The 19,971-nt window shown below is 63.7% G+C and carries 15 protein-coding genes and 2 pseudogenes; 3 read left to right on the forward strand and 14 right to left on the reverse strand.

Annotation, left to right across the window (positions count from 1 at the left end):
- Positions 1–58: 58 nt before the first annotated feature.
- The 7 genes from dacB to ACSFC5_RS21255 all read right to left on the reverse strand — a co-directional run bounded on the left by dacB (position 59) and on the right by ACSFC5_RS21255 (position 8,191).
- Entirely contained in the window at positions 59–1,405 is a 1,347-nt protein-coding gene (gene dacB / locus ACSFC5_RS21225) for a D-alanyl-D-alanine carboxypeptidase/D-alanyl-D-alanine endopeptidase (RefSeq protein WP_440767205.1), read from the reverse strand.
- Positions 1,395–2,702 (reverse strand): ABC transporter ATP-binding protein, encoded by a 1,308-nt coding sequence (locus ACSFC5_RS21230; RefSeq protein WP_440767206.1) that lies wholly within the window; start codon positions 2,700–2,702, stop codon positions 1,395–1,397. Before ACSFC5_RS21230 ends, dacB begins: the two co-directional genes overlap by 11 nt.
- 72 nt (positions 2,703–2,774) lie before the next feature.
- The gene (locus ACSFC5_RS21235) at positions 2,775–3,827 is read right to left on the reverse strand and encodes an ABC transporter ATP-binding protein (protein WP_440767207.1); all 1,053 of its coding nucleotides are present in this window, start codon (positions 3,825–3,827) and stop codon (positions 2,775–2,777) included.
- Positions 3,824–4,888, reverse strand: coding sequence for an ABC transporter permease (locus ACSFC5_RS21240; protein WP_440767208.1), 1,065 nt, complete (start codon positions 4,886–4,888; stop codon positions 3,824–3,826). The genes ACSFC5_RS21235 and ACSFC5_RS21240 overlap by 4 nt, the downstream gene beginning before the upstream one ends.
- A gap of 57 nt (positions 4,889–4,945) precedes the next feature.
- The gene (locus tag ACSFC5_RS21245) at positions 4,946–5,896 is read right to left on the reverse strand and encodes an ABC transporter permease (RefSeq protein WP_440767209.1); all 951 of its coding nucleotides are present in this window, start codon (positions 5,894–5,896) and stop codon (positions 4,946–4,948) included.
- A gap of 39 nt (positions 5,897–5,935) precedes the next feature.
- Positions 5,936–7,600 (reverse strand): ABC transporter substrate-binding protein, encoded by a 1,665-nt coding sequence (locus ACSFC5_RS21250; protein ID WP_440767210.1) that lies wholly within the window; start codon positions 7,598–7,600, stop codon positions 5,936–5,938.
- Between the two features lie 90 nt (positions 7,601–7,690).
- The gene (locus ACSFC5_RS21255; RefSeq protein ID WP_440767211.1) at positions 7,691–8,191 is read right to left on the reverse strand and encodes a DUF7974 family protein; all 501 of its coding nucleotides are present in this window, start codon (positions 8,189–8,191) and stop codon (positions 7,691–7,693) included.
- 149 nt (positions 8,192–8,340) lie between these two features.
- Between ACSFC5_RS21255 and ACSFC5_RS21260 the strand changes: the two genes are divergently transcribed.
- The gene (locus ACSFC5_RS21260; RefSeq protein WP_440767212.1) at positions 8,341–9,453 is read left to right on the forward strand and encodes a M42 family metallopeptidase; all 1,113 of its coding nucleotides are present in this window, start codon (positions 8,341–8,343) and stop codon (positions 9,451–9,453) included.
- Positions 9,454–9,632: 179 nt separating this feature from the next.
- Here the strand turns inward: ACSFC5_RS21260 and ACSFC5_RS21265 are convergent, their stop codons facing one another.
- Positions 9,633–11,168 (reverse strand): aldehyde dehydrogenase family protein, encoded by a 1,536-nt coding sequence (locus ACSFC5_RS21265; RefSeq protein ID WP_440767213.1) that lies wholly within the window; start codon positions 11,166–11,168, stop codon positions 9,633–9,635.
- A 143-nt stretch (positions 11,169–11,311) separates the two neighbouring features.
- Here ACSFC5_RS21265 and ACSFC5_RS21270 point away from each other — a divergent pair, with 143 nt between their 5' ends.
- The gene (locus ACSFC5_RS21270) at positions 11,312–12,703 is read left to right on the forward strand and encodes an ATP-binding protein (RefSeq protein ID WP_440767214.1); all 1,392 of its coding nucleotides are present in this window, start codon (positions 11,312–11,314) and stop codon (positions 12,701–12,703) included.
- A 73-nt stretch (positions 12,704–12,776) separates the two neighbouring features.
- Here ACSFC5_RS21270 and ACSFC5_RS21275 read toward each other — a convergent pair whose 3' ends face one another.
- The 5 genes and pseudogenes from ACSFC5_RS21275 to ACSFC5_RS21295 form a co-directional block, all read right to left on the reverse strand.
- Positions 12,777–13,934: an MFS transporter gene (locus ACSFC5_RS21275; protein WP_440767215.1), complete on the reverse strand. Its 1,158-nt coding sequence runs from the start codon at positions 13,932–13,934 to the stop codon at positions 12,777–12,779.
- A gap of 152 nt (positions 13,935–14,086) precedes the next feature.
- Positions 14,087–15,259, reverse strand: a complete 1,173-nt coding sequence (locus ACSFC5_RS21280; protein ID WP_440767216.1) for an MFS transporter — start codon at positions 15,257–15,259, stop codon at positions 14,087–14,089.
- A gap of 475 nt (positions 15,260–15,734) precedes the next feature.
- Positions 15,735–16,136 (reverse strand): nuclear transport factor 2 family protein, encoded by a 402-nt coding sequence (locus ACSFC5_RS21285; protein WP_440767217.1) that lies wholly within the window; start codon positions 16,134–16,136, stop codon positions 15,735–15,737.
- Positions 16,137–16,288: 152 nt separating this feature from the next.
- Positions 16,289–17,461 carry an MFS transporter gene (locus ACSFC5_RS21290; protein WP_440767218.1) on the reverse strand — a complete coding sequence of 391 codons (1,173 nt, stop codon included), beginning with the start codon at positions 17,459–17,461 and terminating at the stop codon, positions 16,289–16,291.
- A gap of 185 nt (positions 17,462–17,646) precedes the next feature.
- Positions 17,647–17,955: pseudogene (locus ACSFC5_RS21295) on the reverse strand (M20/M25/M40 family metallo-hydrolase); the annotation flags it as partial.
- A gap of 198 nt (positions 17,956–18,153) precedes the next feature.
- Here ACSFC5_RS21295 and ACSFC5_RS21300 point away from each other — a divergent pair.
- Positions 18,154–18,558 (forward strand): annotated as a pseudogene (locus tag ACSFC5_RS21300) (arsenate-mycothiol transferase ArsC).
- Positions 18,559–18,591: 33 nt separating this feature from the next.
- Here the strand turns inward: ACSFC5_RS21300 and ACSFC5_RS21305 are convergent.
- Entirely contained in the window at positions 18,592–19,908 is a 1,317-nt protein-coding gene (locus ACSFC5_RS21305; RefSeq protein ID WP_440767219.1) for an MFS transporter, read from the reverse strand.
- Positions 19,909–19,971 lie beyond the last annotated feature (63 nt).

Here is a 19,971-nt window from a genome sequence, read left to right on the forward strand (position 1 = left end):
GCTTCCGGTCGCGTTCCGCCGTTCTCGAAAGCGGACGGTCAGTTTCGAACGGGGTCTACTACTCGAGGTCGGTCCCAGCGACAATCTCGCCGACCAGTTCGTCAATCCGGTCCGTCGCCGTCGCCTCGAGGTCGCCGGTGAGATTCGAGAGGAGACAGGAGAAGACGATCGCGGGTTCACCGTCTTGGTCCTCGACGTAGCCCGAGAGCGTCCGAACGCCGGTCAGCGTCCCCGTTTTCGCTCTGACCGAAGCCGAGACGTCCGCGAGTCGGTTCTCGACGGTGCCCTCGACGCCGGCGAGCGGCAGTGACTGGCGGTACTGCTCGCCCCAGGGCTGCTCGAGCGCCCACTCGAGGACGGCGCTCACGCTCGCGGCCGACAGGAGGTTGTATCGCGACAGCCCCGACCCGTCGCGCAGTCGAACGGCGTCGGCGTCGCGCTCGGAGAGGAAGGCGTTCGCGTGCTCCTCCCAGGTTCCCCACGATCCCTGGCCCTCGAGTTCGAGCGCGACCGTCCGCGCGAGCTGTTCGGCCACGAAGTTGTCCGAGTTGACGAGCATTTCCCGTACCAGCGTCGACAGCGGTGCCGATTCGACGGCCGCACACGGAAGTCCGTCCGTTTCGACGGGGTCGTGTTCGATTCGCGTCCAGCCGTCGATATCGATCGCGTTCGCCTCGAGGGCGTCCTGCAGGAGCGAACTCGCGTGCATCATGGGATCGTCGACGGGACTGGCTTCGACCGCCGTCTCGCCGGGCGGAATCTCGCCTTCGACGCGGATGATCTCGGAGGCGCGTTTCTTGTACACCTCGAGTCGTTCGCGCTCCCCGGTCTCGACGTCGGACTCGATCCGCACGATTTCGGAGGTGGGCGACGCATCGACCGTTACCGAATCGGTGCGGTGGCTGACGGTGATATCGACCGTGTTTCGCTCGACCGCCAGCGGCGTGCTCTTGGCGCCGTAGGCGAACTGGCCGTCGTCCCACGTCCAGCCCGGACCGAGCGACTCGCGGTCGAACGCCGAGGCGTCGACGACGAGTTCGCCGGCGACGGTGTCGATCCCCGATGCGGCGACCCCGTCGGCGAGCGTCATCAGATCCGCCTGCGAGAGGTCCGGTGCGCCCCGGCCGGTCAACACGAGATCCCCGAGGAGGTGGCCGTCTCTCATCTCGCCGATCGCGTGGAGCGTCGTCTCGAACCGGTAGGCGGGGCCGAGTTCCGCGAACGCCCGCGCCGCCGTGACGAGCTTTGCGTTCGAGGCCGGCAACAGCGGCACTTCGGGATCGATCGCGACGATCGGCTCGCCCGTCCGCAGATCGACGGCGTAGACGCTCGCACTGATACGATCCGGATCCGGCAGCGCCGATTCGACGTGAGTCCGCACGTCTGTCCGTTCCTCAAGGCTCACGATCGTCACCTCGTTCGTCGACCTCGAGGTGACAGGCCGCAACGCGGTCCGGAGCCGTCGACTCGAGTGCCGGCAGCGTCGACTGGCAGATCGACTCGTGGGCTTCGAGGGCCTCTCGAGCGGTCGCCCACTCGCCCTCGAGCGCACGTTCAACCGCGCGTTCGGCGTCCCCGCGTGCCGCGGGCGGGACGCCGTCCGTCTGGCCGAGATAGGCGTCGAAAACGGCGTTCGGGCCATCCGCGTCGGCATCGATCGTCCGGTCGCGGACGTCGGCGAGGAGCCGTTCGTACGCCTCGTACCCATCACTGCTGAAGCCGTCTGGGAGGATGAAATCGGGACAGCGGGTGTGGAAGCGACAGCCCCGCGGCGGGTTCGAGGCGCTCGGAACGGTGCCGCCGAGCACCGACTGAACGCCCGGCTGATCCGGATCCGGGTTCGGGACGGAGCGCAACAGCGACCTGGTGTAGGGGTGGTGCTGGTCGGCGAACAGCTCCTCCGTCGGCGACAGTTCGACGAACTCGCCGAGGTACATCACGGCGACCCGGTCGGCGATGTATCTAACGACGCTCAAGTCGTGCGAGATGAGGAGGTACGTCAGGCCGTACTCCTCCTGGAGGTCGTCCATCAGGTTGAGGATCTGAGCCTGCACGCTGACGTCCAGCCCGCTAACCGGTTCGTCCGCGATGACGAGGTCGGGGTTGATCGACAGCGACCGGGCGAGGTTGATCCGCTGGCGCTGGCCGCCCGAGAACTCGTGTGGATACCGGTCGTAGTACTCGCGCTTGAGACCCACCTGCTCGAGCAACTCGAGCGAGCGCTCCTGTCGCCGGGATTTCTCCCAGCCGGCCCCCTCGAGCGGATCCTCGATAATGTGGCCGATCTTCCGGCGACCGTTCAGACTGGATTGGGGGTCCTGAAACACCATTTGCGTCCGCTTTCGGAATTCGGATTCGTCGATCTCGTCCGTCCGTTCGCCGTCAAAGCGAACCTCGCCGGCGGTCGGCTCCTCGAGTCCGACGATCGTCCGGGCGAGCGTGGATTTACCACAGCCGGATTCGCCGACGACGCCAAGAGTTTCCCCGGGTTCGATCGAGAAGTTCACGCCGTCGACGGCTTTCACGCTCGACTCGTCGAAGCGGACGGGGAACCCGTCCGAGTCGCGGTCGAACCGCACCGAGGCGAAGAGCCCGGAGTGGACGGGGAAGTGTTTTTTCAGGTCGGCGACCTCGAGCAGCGGCTCTTGGCCGTCGACGCGGTTGGTTCTGTCGTCAGTGTCGCGCTGGTCGGTCGTACTCATGCGTGGCTCCGTGCTGGCTCAGTAAATCGTCGGTCGTCTCTCATCCCAGTCGTCCGCTGGGGTCGTCCCATCTCAATCATCCGCAGTCCCTCCCGACTCCGTGGAGTCGTTATCCGTCGCCGACTCGTGTAACGCCGGCTCCGCTCGCGAGACGGTCTCGTCGTAGAGGAGGCAGGCAACCTCGTGCGAATCGGCCTCGCCGACGTCGTACGTCGGCGGCGTCGCCGTCGAGCAGTCGTCGAAGGCGGCCGGACACCGCGTTCGGAATCGACAGCCGGAGGGCGGTGAGACCGCACTCGGCATCGTTCCGCCGATCGGGTCGATCTCGTCTAGCGTCTCGTCGGGCGTCACCACCGAGTTGAGCAGCGACTGCGTGTAGGGGTGTTTCGGGTTTCGGTACAGTTCGTCGTACGGCGCACACTCGACCATGTTACCGAGGTACATCACGCCGACGCGGTCACACACCTCCCGGACGACGCCGAGGTCGTGCGTGACATACACCATGCTCGTCTCGTACTTCTCCTGGATGTCGTCGAACAGGTCGAGGATGCCGGCCTGAATCGTGACGTCGAGCGCCGTCGTCGGCTCGTCGGCGATAATGAGCCGCGGATCGCAGGCCAGCGCCATCGCGATCATTGCTCGCTGTTGCATCCCCCCGGAGTACTGGTGTGGGTACTCGTCGATTCGCTGTTCGGGGTCCGGGATGCCGACGTCGTCGAGCAGTTCGATCGCCCGCGAGCGGGCCTCCTTCGGCGAACGGTCCGTGTTCTCGACGATGACTTCCTCGATCTGGCTTCCGACGGTGAAGACGGGGTTGAGCGCCGACATGGCGTCCTGGAAGATGATCGCGATTTCGTTGCCGCGAATCTCCCGCCTGAGTTCGCGCTCGGAGAGATCGGTCAGTTCGCGGCCGTCAAAGCGAATGCTTCCGTCGACGACCCGTCCGGGGTCGCGAATCAGGCCCATGATGCTCTTGACCGCGACGCTCTTTCCGGCGCCCGACTCGCCGACGATTCCCAACGACTCGCCGGTGTCGACCTCGAAGCTGACGCCGTCGACGGCCTGGACGATCCCGTCGGCCGTAAAGAAGTACGTCCGGAGATCTTCCACCTCGAGGAGGCTCACGGGCGATCACCGCCGTCGGGCGCACTCGAGCCGCCGTCCGTGCTGGCCGGCTGTCGGCCGCCGTCCTCGAGGTCACCGAACCCGTACTCGTGGTCGGGTTCCGTCGGGAGGTCGTCGATATCGAAGTCGTCGATTCCGACGTCTTCGACGGTCATCTTCGGGTCCATTACGTCTCGTAGTCCGTCGCCGAGCATGTTGAATCCCATGACTGTGAGGAAGATCATTATTCCGGGGAACAGCGCGACCCACCAGGCGACGAGCAGCGCCGTTCGGCCGTCCGCGAGCATCCGGCCCCAGTCGGCCGTCGGCGGCTGAACGCCGAAGCCGAGGAACGACAGCGCGGCCGCGCCGATGATGACGGTCCCCATCGAAAGGGTCCCCTGTACTATGACCGGGGCCAGCCCGTTCGGAACGATCTCGCGAAAGAGGATCGTCCGTCGCGGGAGCCCGGCGAGTTTCGCCGCCTCGACGTACTCTCGATCGCGCAGGGAGAGCACTTCGGAGCGCATCACCCGCGCGTACGCCGGGATGCCGACGATGCCGTAGGCGATGAAGAGGTTGTAGATGCTCGGGCCGAAGATCGCCATGAAGATCATCGCGAGGACGAGGCCGGGGATCGCGTACAGGACCTCGACCGTTCGCATCAGGCCGTCGTCGACGTAGCCGCCGAAGTAGGCGGAGACGGCGCCGATGACGATCCCGCCGACGAAGCTGATCCCGACCGCGAGGATACCGATGGCGAGCGCCGTTCGGCTCCCGTAGACGATTCGGGACAGGATGTCGCGTCCGTACCGATCGGTTCCGAACGGATGCGCCCTCGAGGGACCGTCGTATCGCATGGTCTGATCCATCGCGTAGGGATCCGCGTGGAGCCACGTGATCATCGCCCGATCGAAGACGAAGCTATCGATCGTCGTGAACACCGCCATCAGCATGAGCACCGCGATGATACCGAGACCGGCGAGCGAGGTCGGACTGTGTCTGAGCTTCAGAAGCGTCGTGACGAACCCGCTTCTGGCGTCGAACTCCGCGCCCGTCACACGACTGCCGTCCTGGCTCATCTCGCCTCACCTCGAACGGGTGTCGGGTGGCGAACGGTCGAACTCGTGGTGGGTGTGTCAGTCATATTTGATCCGTGGATCGATGTAGGCGTAGGCGATGTCGGTGAGCACGACCCCGATCAGGAACAGCGTCGAGAAGAACAGCGTGACGCCGACGGCGACGGAGTAGTCCTGGTCGATGATCGAGTCGAAGAACAGCCGTCCCAGACCGGGGATGGCGAAGATCTCTTCCACGATGACGCTGCCGCCGAGCAGCGTCGACAGCTGGAGCCCGACGATCGTGATCAGCGGCAGGAGGGCGTTTCGAAACGAGTGACGCACCATGATTTTTCGCTCCGGAATGCCGTAGGCGCGTGCGGTCTCGACGTGTTCCGAGCGGAGCTCTTCGATCATGCTCGAGCGCGTCATTCGCATGAGCAGCGCCGTCTGTGCGGTCGCGAGCGTCAACACGGGCATGACGAGCAGCGTCGCGGACTCGATCGGATTGACGAACGGCGACGTGTACCCCGACGCGGGAAGGAGTCCGAGGTGGTACGTCATGACGTAGATCAGCATCAGCGCCAGCCAGAAGTTCGGCGTCGAAATGCCGGCCAGACCGGCGAATCTCGAGACGTGGTCGCCGGCTTCGTTGTGGCGAGCAGCCCCGTAGATGCCGAGTCCGATGGCGACCGGGAGCGCCACGACGTAGGACAGCCCCATCACGACGAGCGTCGGCTCCATGCGCTCCCAGATGAGGTCGGTCACCGGTCGGTTGTAGACGAACGACTGGCCGAGGTCGCCCTGGACGAGCCGCCAGAGGTGGTCTATATACTGTTCGTAGAGCGGTCTGTCGAAGCCGTGGGCTTCGATCATCTCGTCGGCCAGCTCCTGGCCCGGTTCGGTGCCGAGCCAGAGCCGGACGGGATCGCCCGGCAGCGCGTGCATCAGAACGAACGTCAGCGTGACGATGCCGAACAGCACCGGCACGAGCTGGGCGAACCGTCGGAGGGTGTATCTAAACAGTCCCATTGTGCGAAGGCGTCGTATTTCGATTCACGGCGTCGGTCGTCAGTCGTCGATCCGCGCCGACTGCCAGTCGTTGAAGACCTCCTGATTGCCGAACTCGGTCGGCTCGTACCCCTCGACGTCCGTGTGAACGCCGGTCGCACTCGAGGCGGAGTACACGCCGAGCACCGGATACAGCGGCATCAGGATTTCGACGGCCTCGACGTAGTACTCGTAGCGCTCGTCGCGGTCGACCGTCATCCGCGCTTCGCGGACGATCTCGTCGAGTCGCTCGAGGTCAGAGAGCACGTCCTCGTCGCCGCGCTCTCGGGCGCCCTCGTGGAGGTAGCCGATCGAGGAGTGGCCGACGACGTCGTCGCTCATGCCGCCGTCGTCGTTCTCGAGGTCCCGGAACATATAGTAGTAGTAGCCGTCCGGGTCGTCGTTGCCGCCCCAGCCGTAGGTGGTGATGTCGAAGCCGCCCTGGTCGAGGTCGTCGAGCCACTCGCCGTCGGAGACCTCGCTGACCGTGGCGTCGATGCCGGCCTCTTCGAACTCGTTTTGCAGGACGGTGGCCCGACCGCGCATCGACTCGCCCGCCCGCGTGGTGATGTCGACCTCGAAGTCGGTGCCGATGCCCGCCTCCTCGAACAGTTCGAGCGCGCGGTCGTGGTCCTGCGCCGGGTAGTACTCGTCTTCCCACTCCCCGGCGGGGAATCCCCAGGCGTCGATCACGCCCTGGGGCATATGGCCCCAGTTCCGGGTGCCAAGTTCGCCGACAGCGCCCGTCAGCAGGTCGTCGTAGTCGACGAGGTGGTGGAGCCCCTCGCGCGCCCTGACGTCCTCGAACGGCCCCTCCAGGCAGTTGACGACGAACCCCTGGAAGTCGAAGTTGTCGAGCCGATAGACGTCGACGTTCTCGTCGCCCTCGGCTTCGTCGAGCAGCGCCTCCGTCACGCCCGACTGGTGGATCGTCCCGTCGGCCAGTTCGACGAACCCGACCTCCGTCTCGGGGATGATGCGGTACTCGAGCCCGTCGAGTTCGGGCTCGCCCAGGAAGTAGTCGTCGACGGCCTCGAGTTCGACGGTCGAGGAGGGGTCGTGGTTCGCGAGTTCGAACGGTCCGCTACCGATCGGGTTCTGGCCGAACTCCTCCTGACCCATCTCTTCTGCGGCGTCCTTCGGAACGATCGCCGCGTTCATGTCCGCGAGTACCGACTCCATCAGCGCCGACTGGTACTCGAGGTGGATGGTGACCTCGTACTCGCCGGTCGCCTCGACGGTGTCGAGGAACTCGACGTTCGCGAGGTTGGGCGAGTCGTTGTCCGGATCGCGAACCCAGTTGAGCGAGTAGGCGACGTCCTCGGCCGTCAGCTGCGATCCGTCGTGGAAGGTGACGTCGTCTCGAATGTCGGCGACGAACGTCGTCTCGTCGATCTCCTCGAGTTCGCCGTCGGCCAGGTGCGGGACCGTCCCGCTGCCGTCCGGCTCCATCATGAGTAGCGAGTCGAACAGGTAGTGTGCGGCGGTGGTGTACCACGCCATCTGGTTCATCCGGGGGTCGAACGTCTCCACCTCGTCGGACGTGGCGATCCGGAACGTTCCCGCGCCGTCGCCGTCTGGATCCGCGCCGATGCAGCCGGCGAACAGCCCGGCGGTGCCGGCGGCCGCCATCGACTTGACGAACCGACGCCGATTCAAATCTGGTGTGCTGAGTTTATTGCGCATTGCGAACAGTCCTCACGTGTGCCTCGAACTCTCTTCACTAGGGGAAAATAGCCGTTCCCTATCATACTAGAGGAGAACAACGAGGGTGAACTACGCTCGTTCGATCCTGACCGTCTGCGCTGTGTAAACGCCCCGTTTTCGCCAGTCGTCGACCGCGAGATACACAATTAGTTCACGGTCGCCGGGGACGGGCGACCAGCGGTCCCGGCCATCTGCTCGCTGGCGAACGTGCCCGTCCCAGTGGCCCGTGAACGTTCGCCGCTCCCGCGGCCCGAACGCGAGTTGGGAACTCGCCGCCGGCGGATCGAACCGGCCGACCCCCGCCTCCGGGAGACCGTCGACGGTCCACCCCCAGGGTCTGCTCGTCGGGAGGTCGAGCACGACGCTCGTCGGCAACCGGTTCCTGACGCGAAATCGGAACGGCGTCTGTCGACCGACGACGATCCGATCCGGGGCCTCGAGCGAGCACTCGAGCGCTCGGTACGCGAGCCCCGCCGGAACCAGCGACCCGAAAAACCCGACGCGCGTCCCGTCGCCGGTCGTCCGATCGAGCTCCGTGCGGGCGTCTCGTCGATCGTCTCTTGATGCCATCGCGTCGAGTCGACTGATATGAGAGGGCGGTTTGATGCTTTCGATGGGTTCTCCTGCGTGGCGTGTACGCGATGCCGTCACTCGTCATCCGAACGGGAACCGCGTGCCGCCGCCCCAAAAGCTACCGTCGTCGACCGAGCACGCCACCCATGGAGATCGACCGAACCGAACTGGACCGACTCGTTGCTGCCCGCGGTGGACCCGGCGGAGAGTATCGCGTCGCTCGCGTATTCGAGGAGCTAATCGAGCCCCACGTCGACGAGATCTCGTGGGACGCGATGGGGAACGTGGTCGCCACGAGTTACGGCGACGGGACGAACGAAGACGGCGATGGGGAGAACGAGGACGGCGAGGGTAGCGAGGAGATCATGCTCGCCGCCCACACCGACGAACTCGCGTTCCTGATCGACGGGATCACCGACGACGGGCTTTGCTCCTTTTCGATGCTCGGGGGCCACTACCGGGGCTACCTGCTCGGCCAGCACGTCCGCGTCGGCCCGGACGCGGTGCCGGGCGTCATCGGCGCGAAGCCGCGACACTTCATGGACGACGAGGAGAAGGAGGCGCTCCCCGAGACCCTCCACATCGACCTCGGCACGCGGAGCCGAGACGAGGTCGCGAACCTAAACGTCGAACCGGGCGATCAGGCGACCTGGGACCGCGAACTGACCGACCTCGCAAACGGCCGGATCACAGGTCGGGCGCTCGACGACCGGATCGCCCTCGCGATTCTCGTCGCCGTCGCCCGCGCCGCCGACCCAGACAGAACGGTCCACTACGTCGCGACCGTCCAGGAGGAGGTCGGCCTTCGGGGCGCCCGCGCCGCGGTGCACGACGTCGATCCCGACGTCGCCGTCGCCCTCGAGATCTTTCCGACCGACGACTACCCCACCGACGGCGAGCGCTCGGTCGACGTCGAACTCGGCTCGGGACCCGTCGTCGAACTCGGCGACGGCACTTCCGAGTACCTCTTCGGCGGCGTCCTCGTCGACAGACAGACCCTCGAGTGGCTCAAGCGAGCCGGCGAGACCGCGAACGTTCCACTCCAGCACGACCTCATGATCGGTGGGACGACCGATGCCACGGAGTTTCAGAGCGCCGGTCGCAGCCGCCACGCCGGCGCGATCGCCGTCCCCTGTCGGTACACCCACTCGCCCGTTGAGCTGATCGAGCTCGCCGACGTCGAGGAGACCGCCGACGTGCTCGCGGCCGCGCTCGAGTCCCCGTTCCCCGACCGGACGGACGTTCGCGGTCGGCGGTAGCGTCGGTTCTCGACAGTTCGCTCCGCTGGAAGCAGTTGCGGTCATCTCGAGGCGAGCGGCGAGAAAGCGGTGACGGCGACGGAGCAGCGACGACGACTCCGAAGCAGCGCCTACTGAGGTGTGCCAACACTGGATCGAAGAGAGAGCGGGAAACACGGACCCTCAGCTGCCGTCCTGGACTACGAGTCGGTCGTCGTGATGTCGGCCGACAGCCCCTGGGCCATCTCGATCTCCTTGGAGTTGTTCAGCGTCCAGGCGGTGCGTTCGGTGACGGCCTCGATGGACTCGCGGGCGCTCGGGTAGCCGTTGCCGGACTTTTTCGCGCCGCCGAAGGGCAACTGGACCTCCGCACCGATACACGGGAGGTTCGCGTACGCGAGACCGATTTCGGCCCGGTCGCGGAACCGGTTGAGGTGGCGGTAGTCTTCCGAAATGATGGCTCCGGCGAGTCCGTACGGCGTATCGTTGTGGATCTCGAGCGCGCGGTCGATATCCCCCGAATACTCGAGGAGGGCGACGTGCGGGCCGAAACACTCCTCTTTGAGACAGCGCAGGTCGGTATCGTACTCGATCTCGTAGACGAACGGACCGACCCAGTGGCCGGCGTCGTGGCCCTCGGGTATCTCCTCGTCGCCGAGTTCGAATCGGTCGACCAGCACGTCGGCCCCCTCCTCGACGGCCAGTTCGTTGTGCTCGCGGATCTTCTCGACGTGACCCGCCTCGATGGCGGGACCCATGAACGTGTCCTCCTCGAGCGGATCACCTACGGCGACGTCCGCTGCAATCTCGACGAACCGTGCTTTGAACTCGTCGTAGACGTCTTCGTGGACGATCAGGCGCTCGCTCGAGACGCAGCGCTGGCCGGTCGTTTTGAAACTCGACATCACGGCCGCGTGGACGGCGATATCGAGATCGGCTTCCTCGGTGACGATGATCCCGTTCTTCCCGCCCATCTCGCAGGCCGCGAGTTTGCCGGGTTCGCCGCCGACTTTGCCCGCGATTTCGTGGCCGACATCCGCAGAGCCCGTAAACTGCACCGTATCGACCCGGGCGTCCTCAACGATGGCGGCGCCGGCGGCGCCGTAGCCCTGAACTACGTTGAAAACGCCCTCGGGAATCCCGGCGTCGTCCATCATCTCGGCGACGATCTGGGCGCACCACGGCGTCTGTTCGGCGGGCTTCCAGACGATCGTGTTCCCCTCGACCAGTGCGATGGCCATCTGCCAGAACGGAACCGCGACGGGAAAGTTCCACGGCGTGATACAGCCGACGACGCCGCGGGGCTTGCGGCGCATGTAGGCGTCCTTGGAGGCGACCTCGCTCGGCACCACGTCGCCGTGGGGATGGCGGGCGTTCGCAGCGGCCCATTCGACCATGTGCCAGGCTTCGGTCACCTCCGCCTTGCCTTCGGAGATTTCCTTCCCGCACTCCTTCGAGACGGTCGCGCCGAGTTCCTCGTGGCGATCCCGCAGTTCGTGGTAGATCTCCCAGAGGTACTCCGCGCGGTCGATGTAGGACAGGGCACGCCACTCCTCGAAGGCGTCTTCGGCGGCCTCGAGGGCGTCGTCGACGTCGTCGGCCGTCCCGCGCCGGAACGTCGCCAGCGTCTCGCCCGTCGCGGGATTTACGCTCGAGAACGTCTCGGACCCGTTCCCGTCGGTCCACTCACCGTCGATGTAATGGAGACAGTCTCCACTGGTAGCCGATTGGCTCACACCGTCTACTCCTAGCGATAGCGTATAATGGTTCCTCTTCCGAAACCGGTCGAACGGTACGGTGATCGGAGGCTCCCGTGATAGAGAACCGATGACTCACCGAAACACGTAAGATCATTATCGTAGTAATCATTAGCCAGAGTATGACCTTCTACGACCGGGACGACGAACTCGCGGCGCTGGAGACGGCCGCTGACTCCCCTGGCCACGATTTCTACGTCGTCTACGGGCGACGCCGTGTCGGGAAGACGGAACTTCTCAAAGAGTTCTGCACTGATCGGCCGCATATCTACTTCCTCGCGGCTCAAGAAGCCGAACACCGTCAGCGGGAGAAGTTCGTCGAGCAGGTCGCCGACAGTTTCGGCGACCGCGTCCCGCGCATCGACGGCTGGGATGACGCGTTCGAGTATCTCGGCGACCGGCTCGCTTCGGAGGACCGCATCGTCGTCATCGACGAGTTTCCCTATCTGGTCGAAGCGAACGACTCGGTGCCGTCGTACGTCCAGGCGTTCGTCGACGAACAGCTTCGAGACACCGACTCCATGCTCGTGCTCTGTGGCTCGAGCGTGAGCACGATGGAATCCGAGGTCCTCGGCCACGAAAGTCCGTTGTACGGCCGTCGAACGGGCCAGATCGATCTCCAGCCGTTCTCGTTCCGACAGGCACGAGACGTCATTTCGTACGACCTCGAGGCGGCGATTCGGTCGTACTCGGTCACCGGCGGGACGCCGATGTACCTCACGCTCTTCGATTACGACCGATCGCTCGCCGAGAACATCCAGCGGCGGATCCTCTCGCCGACGGCCGTCCTCTACAACGAGCCGGAGTTCCTGTTGCGCACCGAGTTGCGGAATCCTGCGCGATACATGAGCATTCTCGAGGCGGTTGCACTGGGCCACACGACGCCGAACGAGATTTCGGGGGCGACGGGAATCGATCCGGGGCCGCTGTCGAAATACCTCCAGACGCTCCGACGCCTCCGACTCATCGACCGCGACGTACCGGTCACCGCGTCCGGAAAGAAGTCCAAACGCTCCCGGTATCGCGTCGCCGACGAGTTCCTGCGCTTCTGGTTCCGATACGTCGAACCGAACCGTTCCAGCATCGAAGAAGCGCCGACGGTCGTCTTCGACGGAACCATCGAACCAGATCTCCCCTCCCACGTCGCAACCACGTTCGAGGACGTCTGTCAGGAAGGGATCTGGGAAGCGATCCGACGCGGTGACATCGATCCGTACTCCGAGGTCGGCCGATGGTGGTACGGCGAGGAGGAAGTCGATATCGTCGGCCTCGCGCCCGACGACGATCGAATCCTGCTCGCGGAGTGCAAGTGGACCGCCGAACCCGTCGGCCGCTCGCTCGTCGAGCGTCTTCGAGCGAAGGCCGAAAGCGTCCGGTGGGGGTCGGGGACGCGGGACGAACAGTTCGCCCTCTTCTCGAAAAGCGGGTTCGTCGACGGACTCGACGAGGAAGTCGGCGAAAACTGGTCGCTCGTTACGCTCGAGAACCTCGAAGCGCTCCTTGCAGCCCCGTAGTCACTGCCGTTCGAAACGCCCGGGTCGTGCGGCAGAAAACGGGGTGCGGAGGACCGGGCGCTCATGCGCCGGTTCAACTCGGCAGGCGCCCCGTTCGCTCGAGGACGACGAGACCGAGAGTCGTCGCCCCGAGGAAGAGCGCGGCGCCGACGAACACCGCGTCGTAGGAGTAGCCGTCCTCGATAAAAATGCCCAGCGCGAACGACCCGAGCGCCTGCGTGAACATCCACATGGAGCTGAACACGGCGTAGGCGCTCCCCCGCGTCGAGTCCGGGAGCGTATCGAGGAGGAACGTATCCGTCGCCGGAAACAGCGCGTGGATGACGAAGCCGATGACCCCCGACATCACGATCAATCCGAAGAGCCCGTTCACGGTCGTCAACACGAGCAGAGTCCCGGCGAACGTCCCGACGATGCCGAGCAGGTACGGCACGCGCGGCAGCCTATCGGCCAGGTCACCGCCGAAGTAAAACGCGGGAATCCCGGCGGCGAAAACGATCGTCAGCATCAATCCCGCCGCTCGAGGGGAGAGTCCCTTCGACTGCATGTACAGCTCGTAGAAGTTGAACACGCCCTGCCAGATGAACGACGCGATGCCGACGATCGCCAGCGCGGTCACGATGATCCGCCACTCCGACAGCGCACCGGCGACGAAGTTTCGATCCTCGATTCCCGCCCGCGGCAACTCGGTCCGCGCTGCGGCGAGTCCCGTGTACGCCGTCACCACCGCCGCACCGACGGCGATCGCCCACAGCGAGAGTCGCCAGTCGACGAGGAGCGTAAGCACCACGAGCGGAGCGGCGATTACCGCGGCGATCTGACTGGCGGCACCGTGAATGCCGATCACGTGGCCGACGCGGTCCGGGTACAACTCGCTCAAAAACGGGTTCGCCGAGACGAAGTAGACGCCGGAGGCGACACCCATCAGGAAGGCACCGACCATGAGGTGGCGGACCGACGTCGCGGTCGCGGCGAACCCGGCGGCGACCGCAAGAATCGCTCCTGACCCGATCACGACGGAGTGTCTGGGGACTTTCGTCAGGAGCCATCCCGTCGGTAAGCGGGGGAACGCGCTCCCGACCCACGCGAGCGTGACGAGGAGTCCGGCGGTCGCCTCGCCGATCGAAAACTCCGCGATGATGACGTCCAGCAGCGGTGCGAAGATGATTCTGGCGAGATTGAGGAGAAAGACCAGTCCACAGAGGGAGGCGAACAGTCGAGATCGGGACACGGTCGGTGTTTCCGACAGGAGACCTCAAGGGTTCCGAAATCGGACCGGTGCGAGTTGAATGTCCGTCATGTGGAGAGGAGCCAAGACCGGCGCTAATTTCGGCGTCCCGGTGTCCACCGATTCGGCCGCCATAGCGACGACGAACTGCACGGTCAGTAACCGAGCTCGAGCAACCGATTACCGGCGAGCGCGGCGAACGTGATCGCGAACAGAACGGCGAGTATCAGAAACGACGCCCCCCACCCGAACAGATCCGCGAACAACCCCGCGCCGACCGAGCCGGCGGAGCCCACGACGGTGTACACCGTCCGAACGAGTCCGAAGCCCGAACCGCGTTCGGCGTGCCCGAGCTGGTCGAGAAAGCGCGGATCGATCGCCGCGAAGAAACTCGAGCCGAACCCGGCGAGGATCACGGAAGCGCCGATCACGACCGAACTCGCGCCGGCAACCAGCCCGAACAGGCCGACCGCCCCGCCGAGCATCGATGCACCGATCGCGAGGTCGCGGCCGTATCGATCGGAGAACTCGCCCAGCACGAACTGGCCCACCGTCCGTACGACGAAAAACGCCGAGAAGGCGACGCCGGCCTGGGTCGCCGAGTAGCGGTGGTGTGCGACGAAAAACGTCGGGAGAAACGTGAGCAGGCCCTGCACGACGAACGTCCCGAGCATGGCGATCACGAGCGTGAACGCGATCGGCGGTCTCGAGACGAGTTCGACCACGGCATCGAGTTCGAACCGCTCGCGCATCGGCTGTGCGGGCCGTCGCGGCTCGGTCGGCCGGACCCGCCAGGCGAACAGCGCGAACACCGGCAGTCCGACGACGAGTGCGAGCGCTACCGCCGGCCGCCAGCCGAACCGAACGCCGACCCGCGCCGCCACGACGGGGGCGACCAGCCCCGCGAGCGGGCCGCCCATCGAGTGGATGCCAACGGCCCGTCCCAGTTCGTCGTACGTCCGCGACAACAGCGTCACCGCGACGGTGTAGTGCAGCCCTGCGACCAGTCCGAGAAAGACGGCGAAGAGGACGAACGCGGCGAACACGGGTGCGAACGCGAGCAGTAGACTGGCAGCGGCCGTGCCGCCGACGGCCACGAGTATGACCCGCTTTTCCCCGAATCGGTCACCGAGGACGCCGCTCGGGAACTGCGAGAGCCCGTAGGCGAGCCACATGCCCGACAGTGCGAACCCGATCTGCGTGTTGGAGACATCGAAGTCGTCGGCGATGAACGGGATGACCGGACTGATCGCCATTCGTGATAAGTAAGTGACAAAGAACGCGAGGAGACATAACGCGAGTACCGTCGTCCGATAGTGCCAGCGCATTCGAGCTCTATTAATCGGACAGCCGAAATATACAGATATACGTGATGAAACCGGCAGGCAACTCTATCCGTTCTGCTGGACACGGAGTCACACGCCGACAGTATCAACATCCAAGGCGAAGACGGAGTCCTTGTCCGAGGGGAGGGCGAATCGGTTCGGGTAAATCGGCACGGCGCACGGACGGGTGAATCAGCATGGGACATCGCTCTCGACACCGGAAGACCAGGATTAGGCGAGAAACCACCGTAGACTGATTCGGACGAGACCAGCGCTACAATAGCCACCTATTGTTAAATAGACACAAATTTTCAAGTGGGTACCTATTGTAATTGCAGAGAGATTTGTGTGATACGCAGATTCCGTGCAATTTCGAGTGCTGTGTACGATTAAACCTGCAAGTATCGTCGAGAAGTGAACTGCCTCGAGGCAAGCCCAGGGGCCTCTGCCTGATCGCCTGTAGAGCCGAAGGCAACCGTCAGTCGTCGGTGCGGACGCCGTAGGTGACCTCGGATTCGACGACTCTCCACGTCCCATCGACCTTCCGGTACTGGTCGTTGTACTTCGCCTGTCGCCACCCGACGTTGCCATCGTTGTCCTGAAACAGCAAGAAGAGGTACCACTGGCCGGTCGCGTCGTCGCCATCGACATCGATAACGGGATTGGTGACGAGGTGAGCGACGCGGTCGAAGGCGGAATCGAATAGTTCGTTGGCGAACTCGTAGAGTTCGTCGGCACCCTCGTAGGTAGAGCCGTCGTCACGGACGAACCGGCCGTCCTCGGTGAACAGTGCCGCCCACTCCTCGTAGTTCCCGGCGTCGATAGCGAAACAGTACTCGTGCTTGAGTCGCCTGATAGCGTGTGTGTCATCTACAGCCATGGGTCGAAAAATAGCGCCGATTGGATAAAGATACCGTCCTGTTCTCCAACGGTTGATACGCAACGACGGCAACCCGTCTCATCGATCGATCGCCACGCGACTGTATCGACTCCTCCCTACCCTAACAGAACGAGATTTTCGCTGTTAGTCCCTCAGTATCCGAGTTTGAAGAGTCGATTGATCGCAACGAGGGTGAACGAAGCGGCGAAAAGAACGGCGAGGATGAGAAACGTTCGGTGCCACCCGAGGGCATCCGCGAACGCACCGACTCCGATGGAGCCGGTCGATCCGCCGACGACGTAGGCTGTTCGAAACACGCCGAATCCGGTACTTCGCTCGCTCTCGGACAATCTATCGAGCATCTTGGGTTCCAGCGCCGCGAAAAAACTCGTTCCAGTCCCGAACAAGAAAACGGCCAGGAAGGCGATCCAGAGGCCCGAATCGAGCAGGAACAACAGAACGCCCACCATCCCCAGTAATAGACACCCCGCTATGACGATATCGCGATCGTACCAGTCCGAGAGGGCACCGACCCCGATCTGCGTTCCGCCCCGGGCGACGAAGTACGCCGAAAAGACGATTCCGGCCAGCGTAGGCGTATAGCCGTGAAATTCGACGAGAAACGTCGGGAGAAACGAGATCAGTCCGTTGATCGCGAACATCGCGAGGATCGCGACGCACGTAGAGAACGCGATCGTCGGCCGCACGAGAAACGAGACGAATGAGCCACCGACTTTTCGATCCGTGGACTCCGTATCGGGCCGACGCGGCTCGGTCGGGTTCACTCGCCACAGAAACAGCACGAATATCGGGAGTGCGCACAGTACGACGAGCGCAACCGCAGGCCGCCAGCCGTATCGAACCCCGACCCAGGCCGCAGCGATCGGGGCGATCAATCCGGCCGCGGGTGCGCCGAGCGAGTGGATACCGATTGCGGTTCCGGTGTCGTCGTACGTCCGCGATAACAGCGTCGACGCGACGGTGTAGTGGAGTCCGGCGACTGCACCGATTCCGGCGACGCCCAGACAAAAGAGGACGAAAATCGGCGACGCGGCGGCGACAAAACTCAGTACGGCCGTACCGCCGACCGACAGGAGGATGATTCGTTTCTCCCCGAACCGGTCGGCGAGCAACCCGCTCGGATACTGCGTCAGTCCGTACGCGATCCACATCCCCGACAGCGCGAACCCGATCTGGGTGTTCGAAACCGAAAAGTCATCAGTGATGAACGGAACGACGGGACTGAACGCAAGTCTCGCGAAGTACGTCACGAAAAACGCACACGTACACAGTAGGAGGACGGTGTCACGATACTGCCATTTCATTGGAACTCCGGTCGCTGGTTGGGTTTCTCGGCGTGTTCTTTTGACTGTAGTGGAACCGGAACGGAGGATGAAATTCGAACATCATTATGCAGCAACGTCCGACGGGAGACGGTTCAAATGAGTTAGTTCTCTCGGACTCGAATTGAAAAACCAGTGTCCGGATGGTGTAACCGAAGGAGAAGAACTCACGTCTCAACGAGTTGCGCCAGCGCGCCGGTAAGGACGGTCGTCGCCGCAGCGCAATCGTCCCAGTCCGTCCACTCCAGCGGACTGTGCGAAATCCCATCTCGCGACGGGGCGAACAGCATCCCCGCGTCGGTCACGGACGCGACGTGCATCGTGTCGTGTGCGGCGCCGAAGTGGAGATCGATCGTCTCTACGGCCTGGGCGTCTCCGGCCTCGTGGAGCGCGTCTCGGCACCGATCGGCCATCGGCATCGGCTCGAGATCGAACGGCCTGGAAAAAGTTGTCGTTACTTCCGCCTCGAGCGCGGCATAGACGCCGGCGACCCATCGAAGATGCCGCCCTCGGGTACCGAATCGAGGTGGCTGCCGGCGGCGACGGGTGCGGCGCCGGGAAATCGAGCAGCGAGACTGATCAGATTCCATCGAACTCATGGAAGTGAATATACCACGGTCTAACGATCGAACTGTGCCCAAGTCTTACTGACAGTGGGGTCTAACCTCATTATAATGACGACAAAACTCGCGTTCGTCTGCGTCGGAAACGCGGGGCGAAGCCAGATGGCAACAGCGTTCGCCGAACGAGACCAACGTAACTTCGATGTGGACATTGTGACCGGTGGAACCGATCCGGCCGACCACATCCACGACGAGGTCATCGACGTACTCCGAGAGGAGGGACTCGATATCAGCGACCGAACTCCTCGAGAGATTTCTCCCGACGACATCAGGGATGTTGACTACGTCATCACGAGAGGATGCTCAGTCGATCAATTCCGGCCTGAAAACTGAAACGGCGAAGCCGAAACGTGGGAACTGCCTCATCCTGCGGGCGATGATATCGAAGCAACGCGAACACAACGAGATGAAATCAAGCGTCGAGTCAGTGAGTTTTTCGATCAGTTGACGACGTGAACAACCGCGGTCAACCCCCCATCTATCTACCAACTACTGGTAGGCCTCGAACTCCTCGCCGAAGATCACGAAATAGGCGACACCGATCATCCCGATGACCGATGCAATCGTGAACGAGATTTCCGGGTCCACGTACTCCCACAGGAACCCACCTAGTACCCCGCTGGGAATCACGACCGCACCGCGGACGAAGTAGTACGACCCGGTCACTCGACCCCCTGCGCCTCGTTCGGCCGGGCCGACGATCAGTGCCTTGTGAGCCGGTAACCCAGCGAAGCGCAGTCCCGAGAACGCGAACAGCACGATCAATACCCACGCGTTTTCCGGCGCGAAGATCAGCATGGCGGGGAAGATGGCGTAGACCAAGAATCCGAGCCCGACAACCGGCTTGAGTCCGACGGACTCGGCGATTTTGGCCGCGGGGGCCATCGTAACGAGTGCGATAAACATCTCGACGCTCAGGAGAATGCCGAAGAACGCGGCGGGCGACAGATCGATCGTGCCAAACACGGGAAGCGACACCGTCAGTCCGATCCCCATCAGTTGCGTGATCACGAGGATGAAAAACGCGTACACCATCCCGTTGGCGAACCGAACGAACGTGTCTGCCACCAACAGTGGGTGTAACGGCTCTGGAAGCGCCCGTAGATCGGTGAGAATCTGGCCGAAGCCCTGGAACTCTTTGCCGACGGTGTCCGTATCGGTCTCGTACAACAGGTGCTGTACGATTGTGCCGAGGATAGCAAAGACGATGGCGATCACGAGCACCCAGAGGAAGCCGGGCATGAGTTGGTCGGCCACGAGGGCGGCGACGATCAGCGGCGCAATCAGGAACGCTGTTCGTCGGAACGTTTCCGTACTGGCGAACCCGCGAGCCAGTCGGCTCGGTTCGGTGGCCTGTTTGACGATCGCGTAGTGACCGCCGATTCCGAACGATTTCCAGCACTGGGCCAACAACAGACCGACGAACACCCAGACCCACGGCTCGAGGACGAACGTGCCGAGGTCGATCGCCGGAATATAGGCAGCAGCAAACCAGATCGCAAATCCGAACGTCGACAGAAAGCCGAAGACCGTCAAGGCATACCGTGATCCGACGCGGTCGGAGACGAACCCACCGTAGTACGGAAAGACCGCCCCGATTACGTTTCCGAGCGTGGCGAACAGACCCACGATGAACCCGGTTGCACCGAGGAAGACAAGATACTCTGGGAGGAATCGATTTGTCATCTGGAAGCCGAGACTGAACGCAAACATCGCCAACGAGAGGACCAGTACGTCTCGTTGAAGCGAGAAGAACTGCCGGAAGGCACCCATCGGTCCGGCAACTTCGACCTGTTGTTCCGCCATACTGTCACTCAGTCGCTCGTGGACATAAATGCCAGCGAAGTCGGCGATTTGGGCCGGCGCGCT

The sequence above is a fragment of the Natronorubrum marinum genome (assembly GCF_052040125.1).
Classification (GTDB): domain Archaea; phylum Halobacteriota; class Halobacteria; order Halobacteriales; family Natrialbaceae; genus Natronorubrum.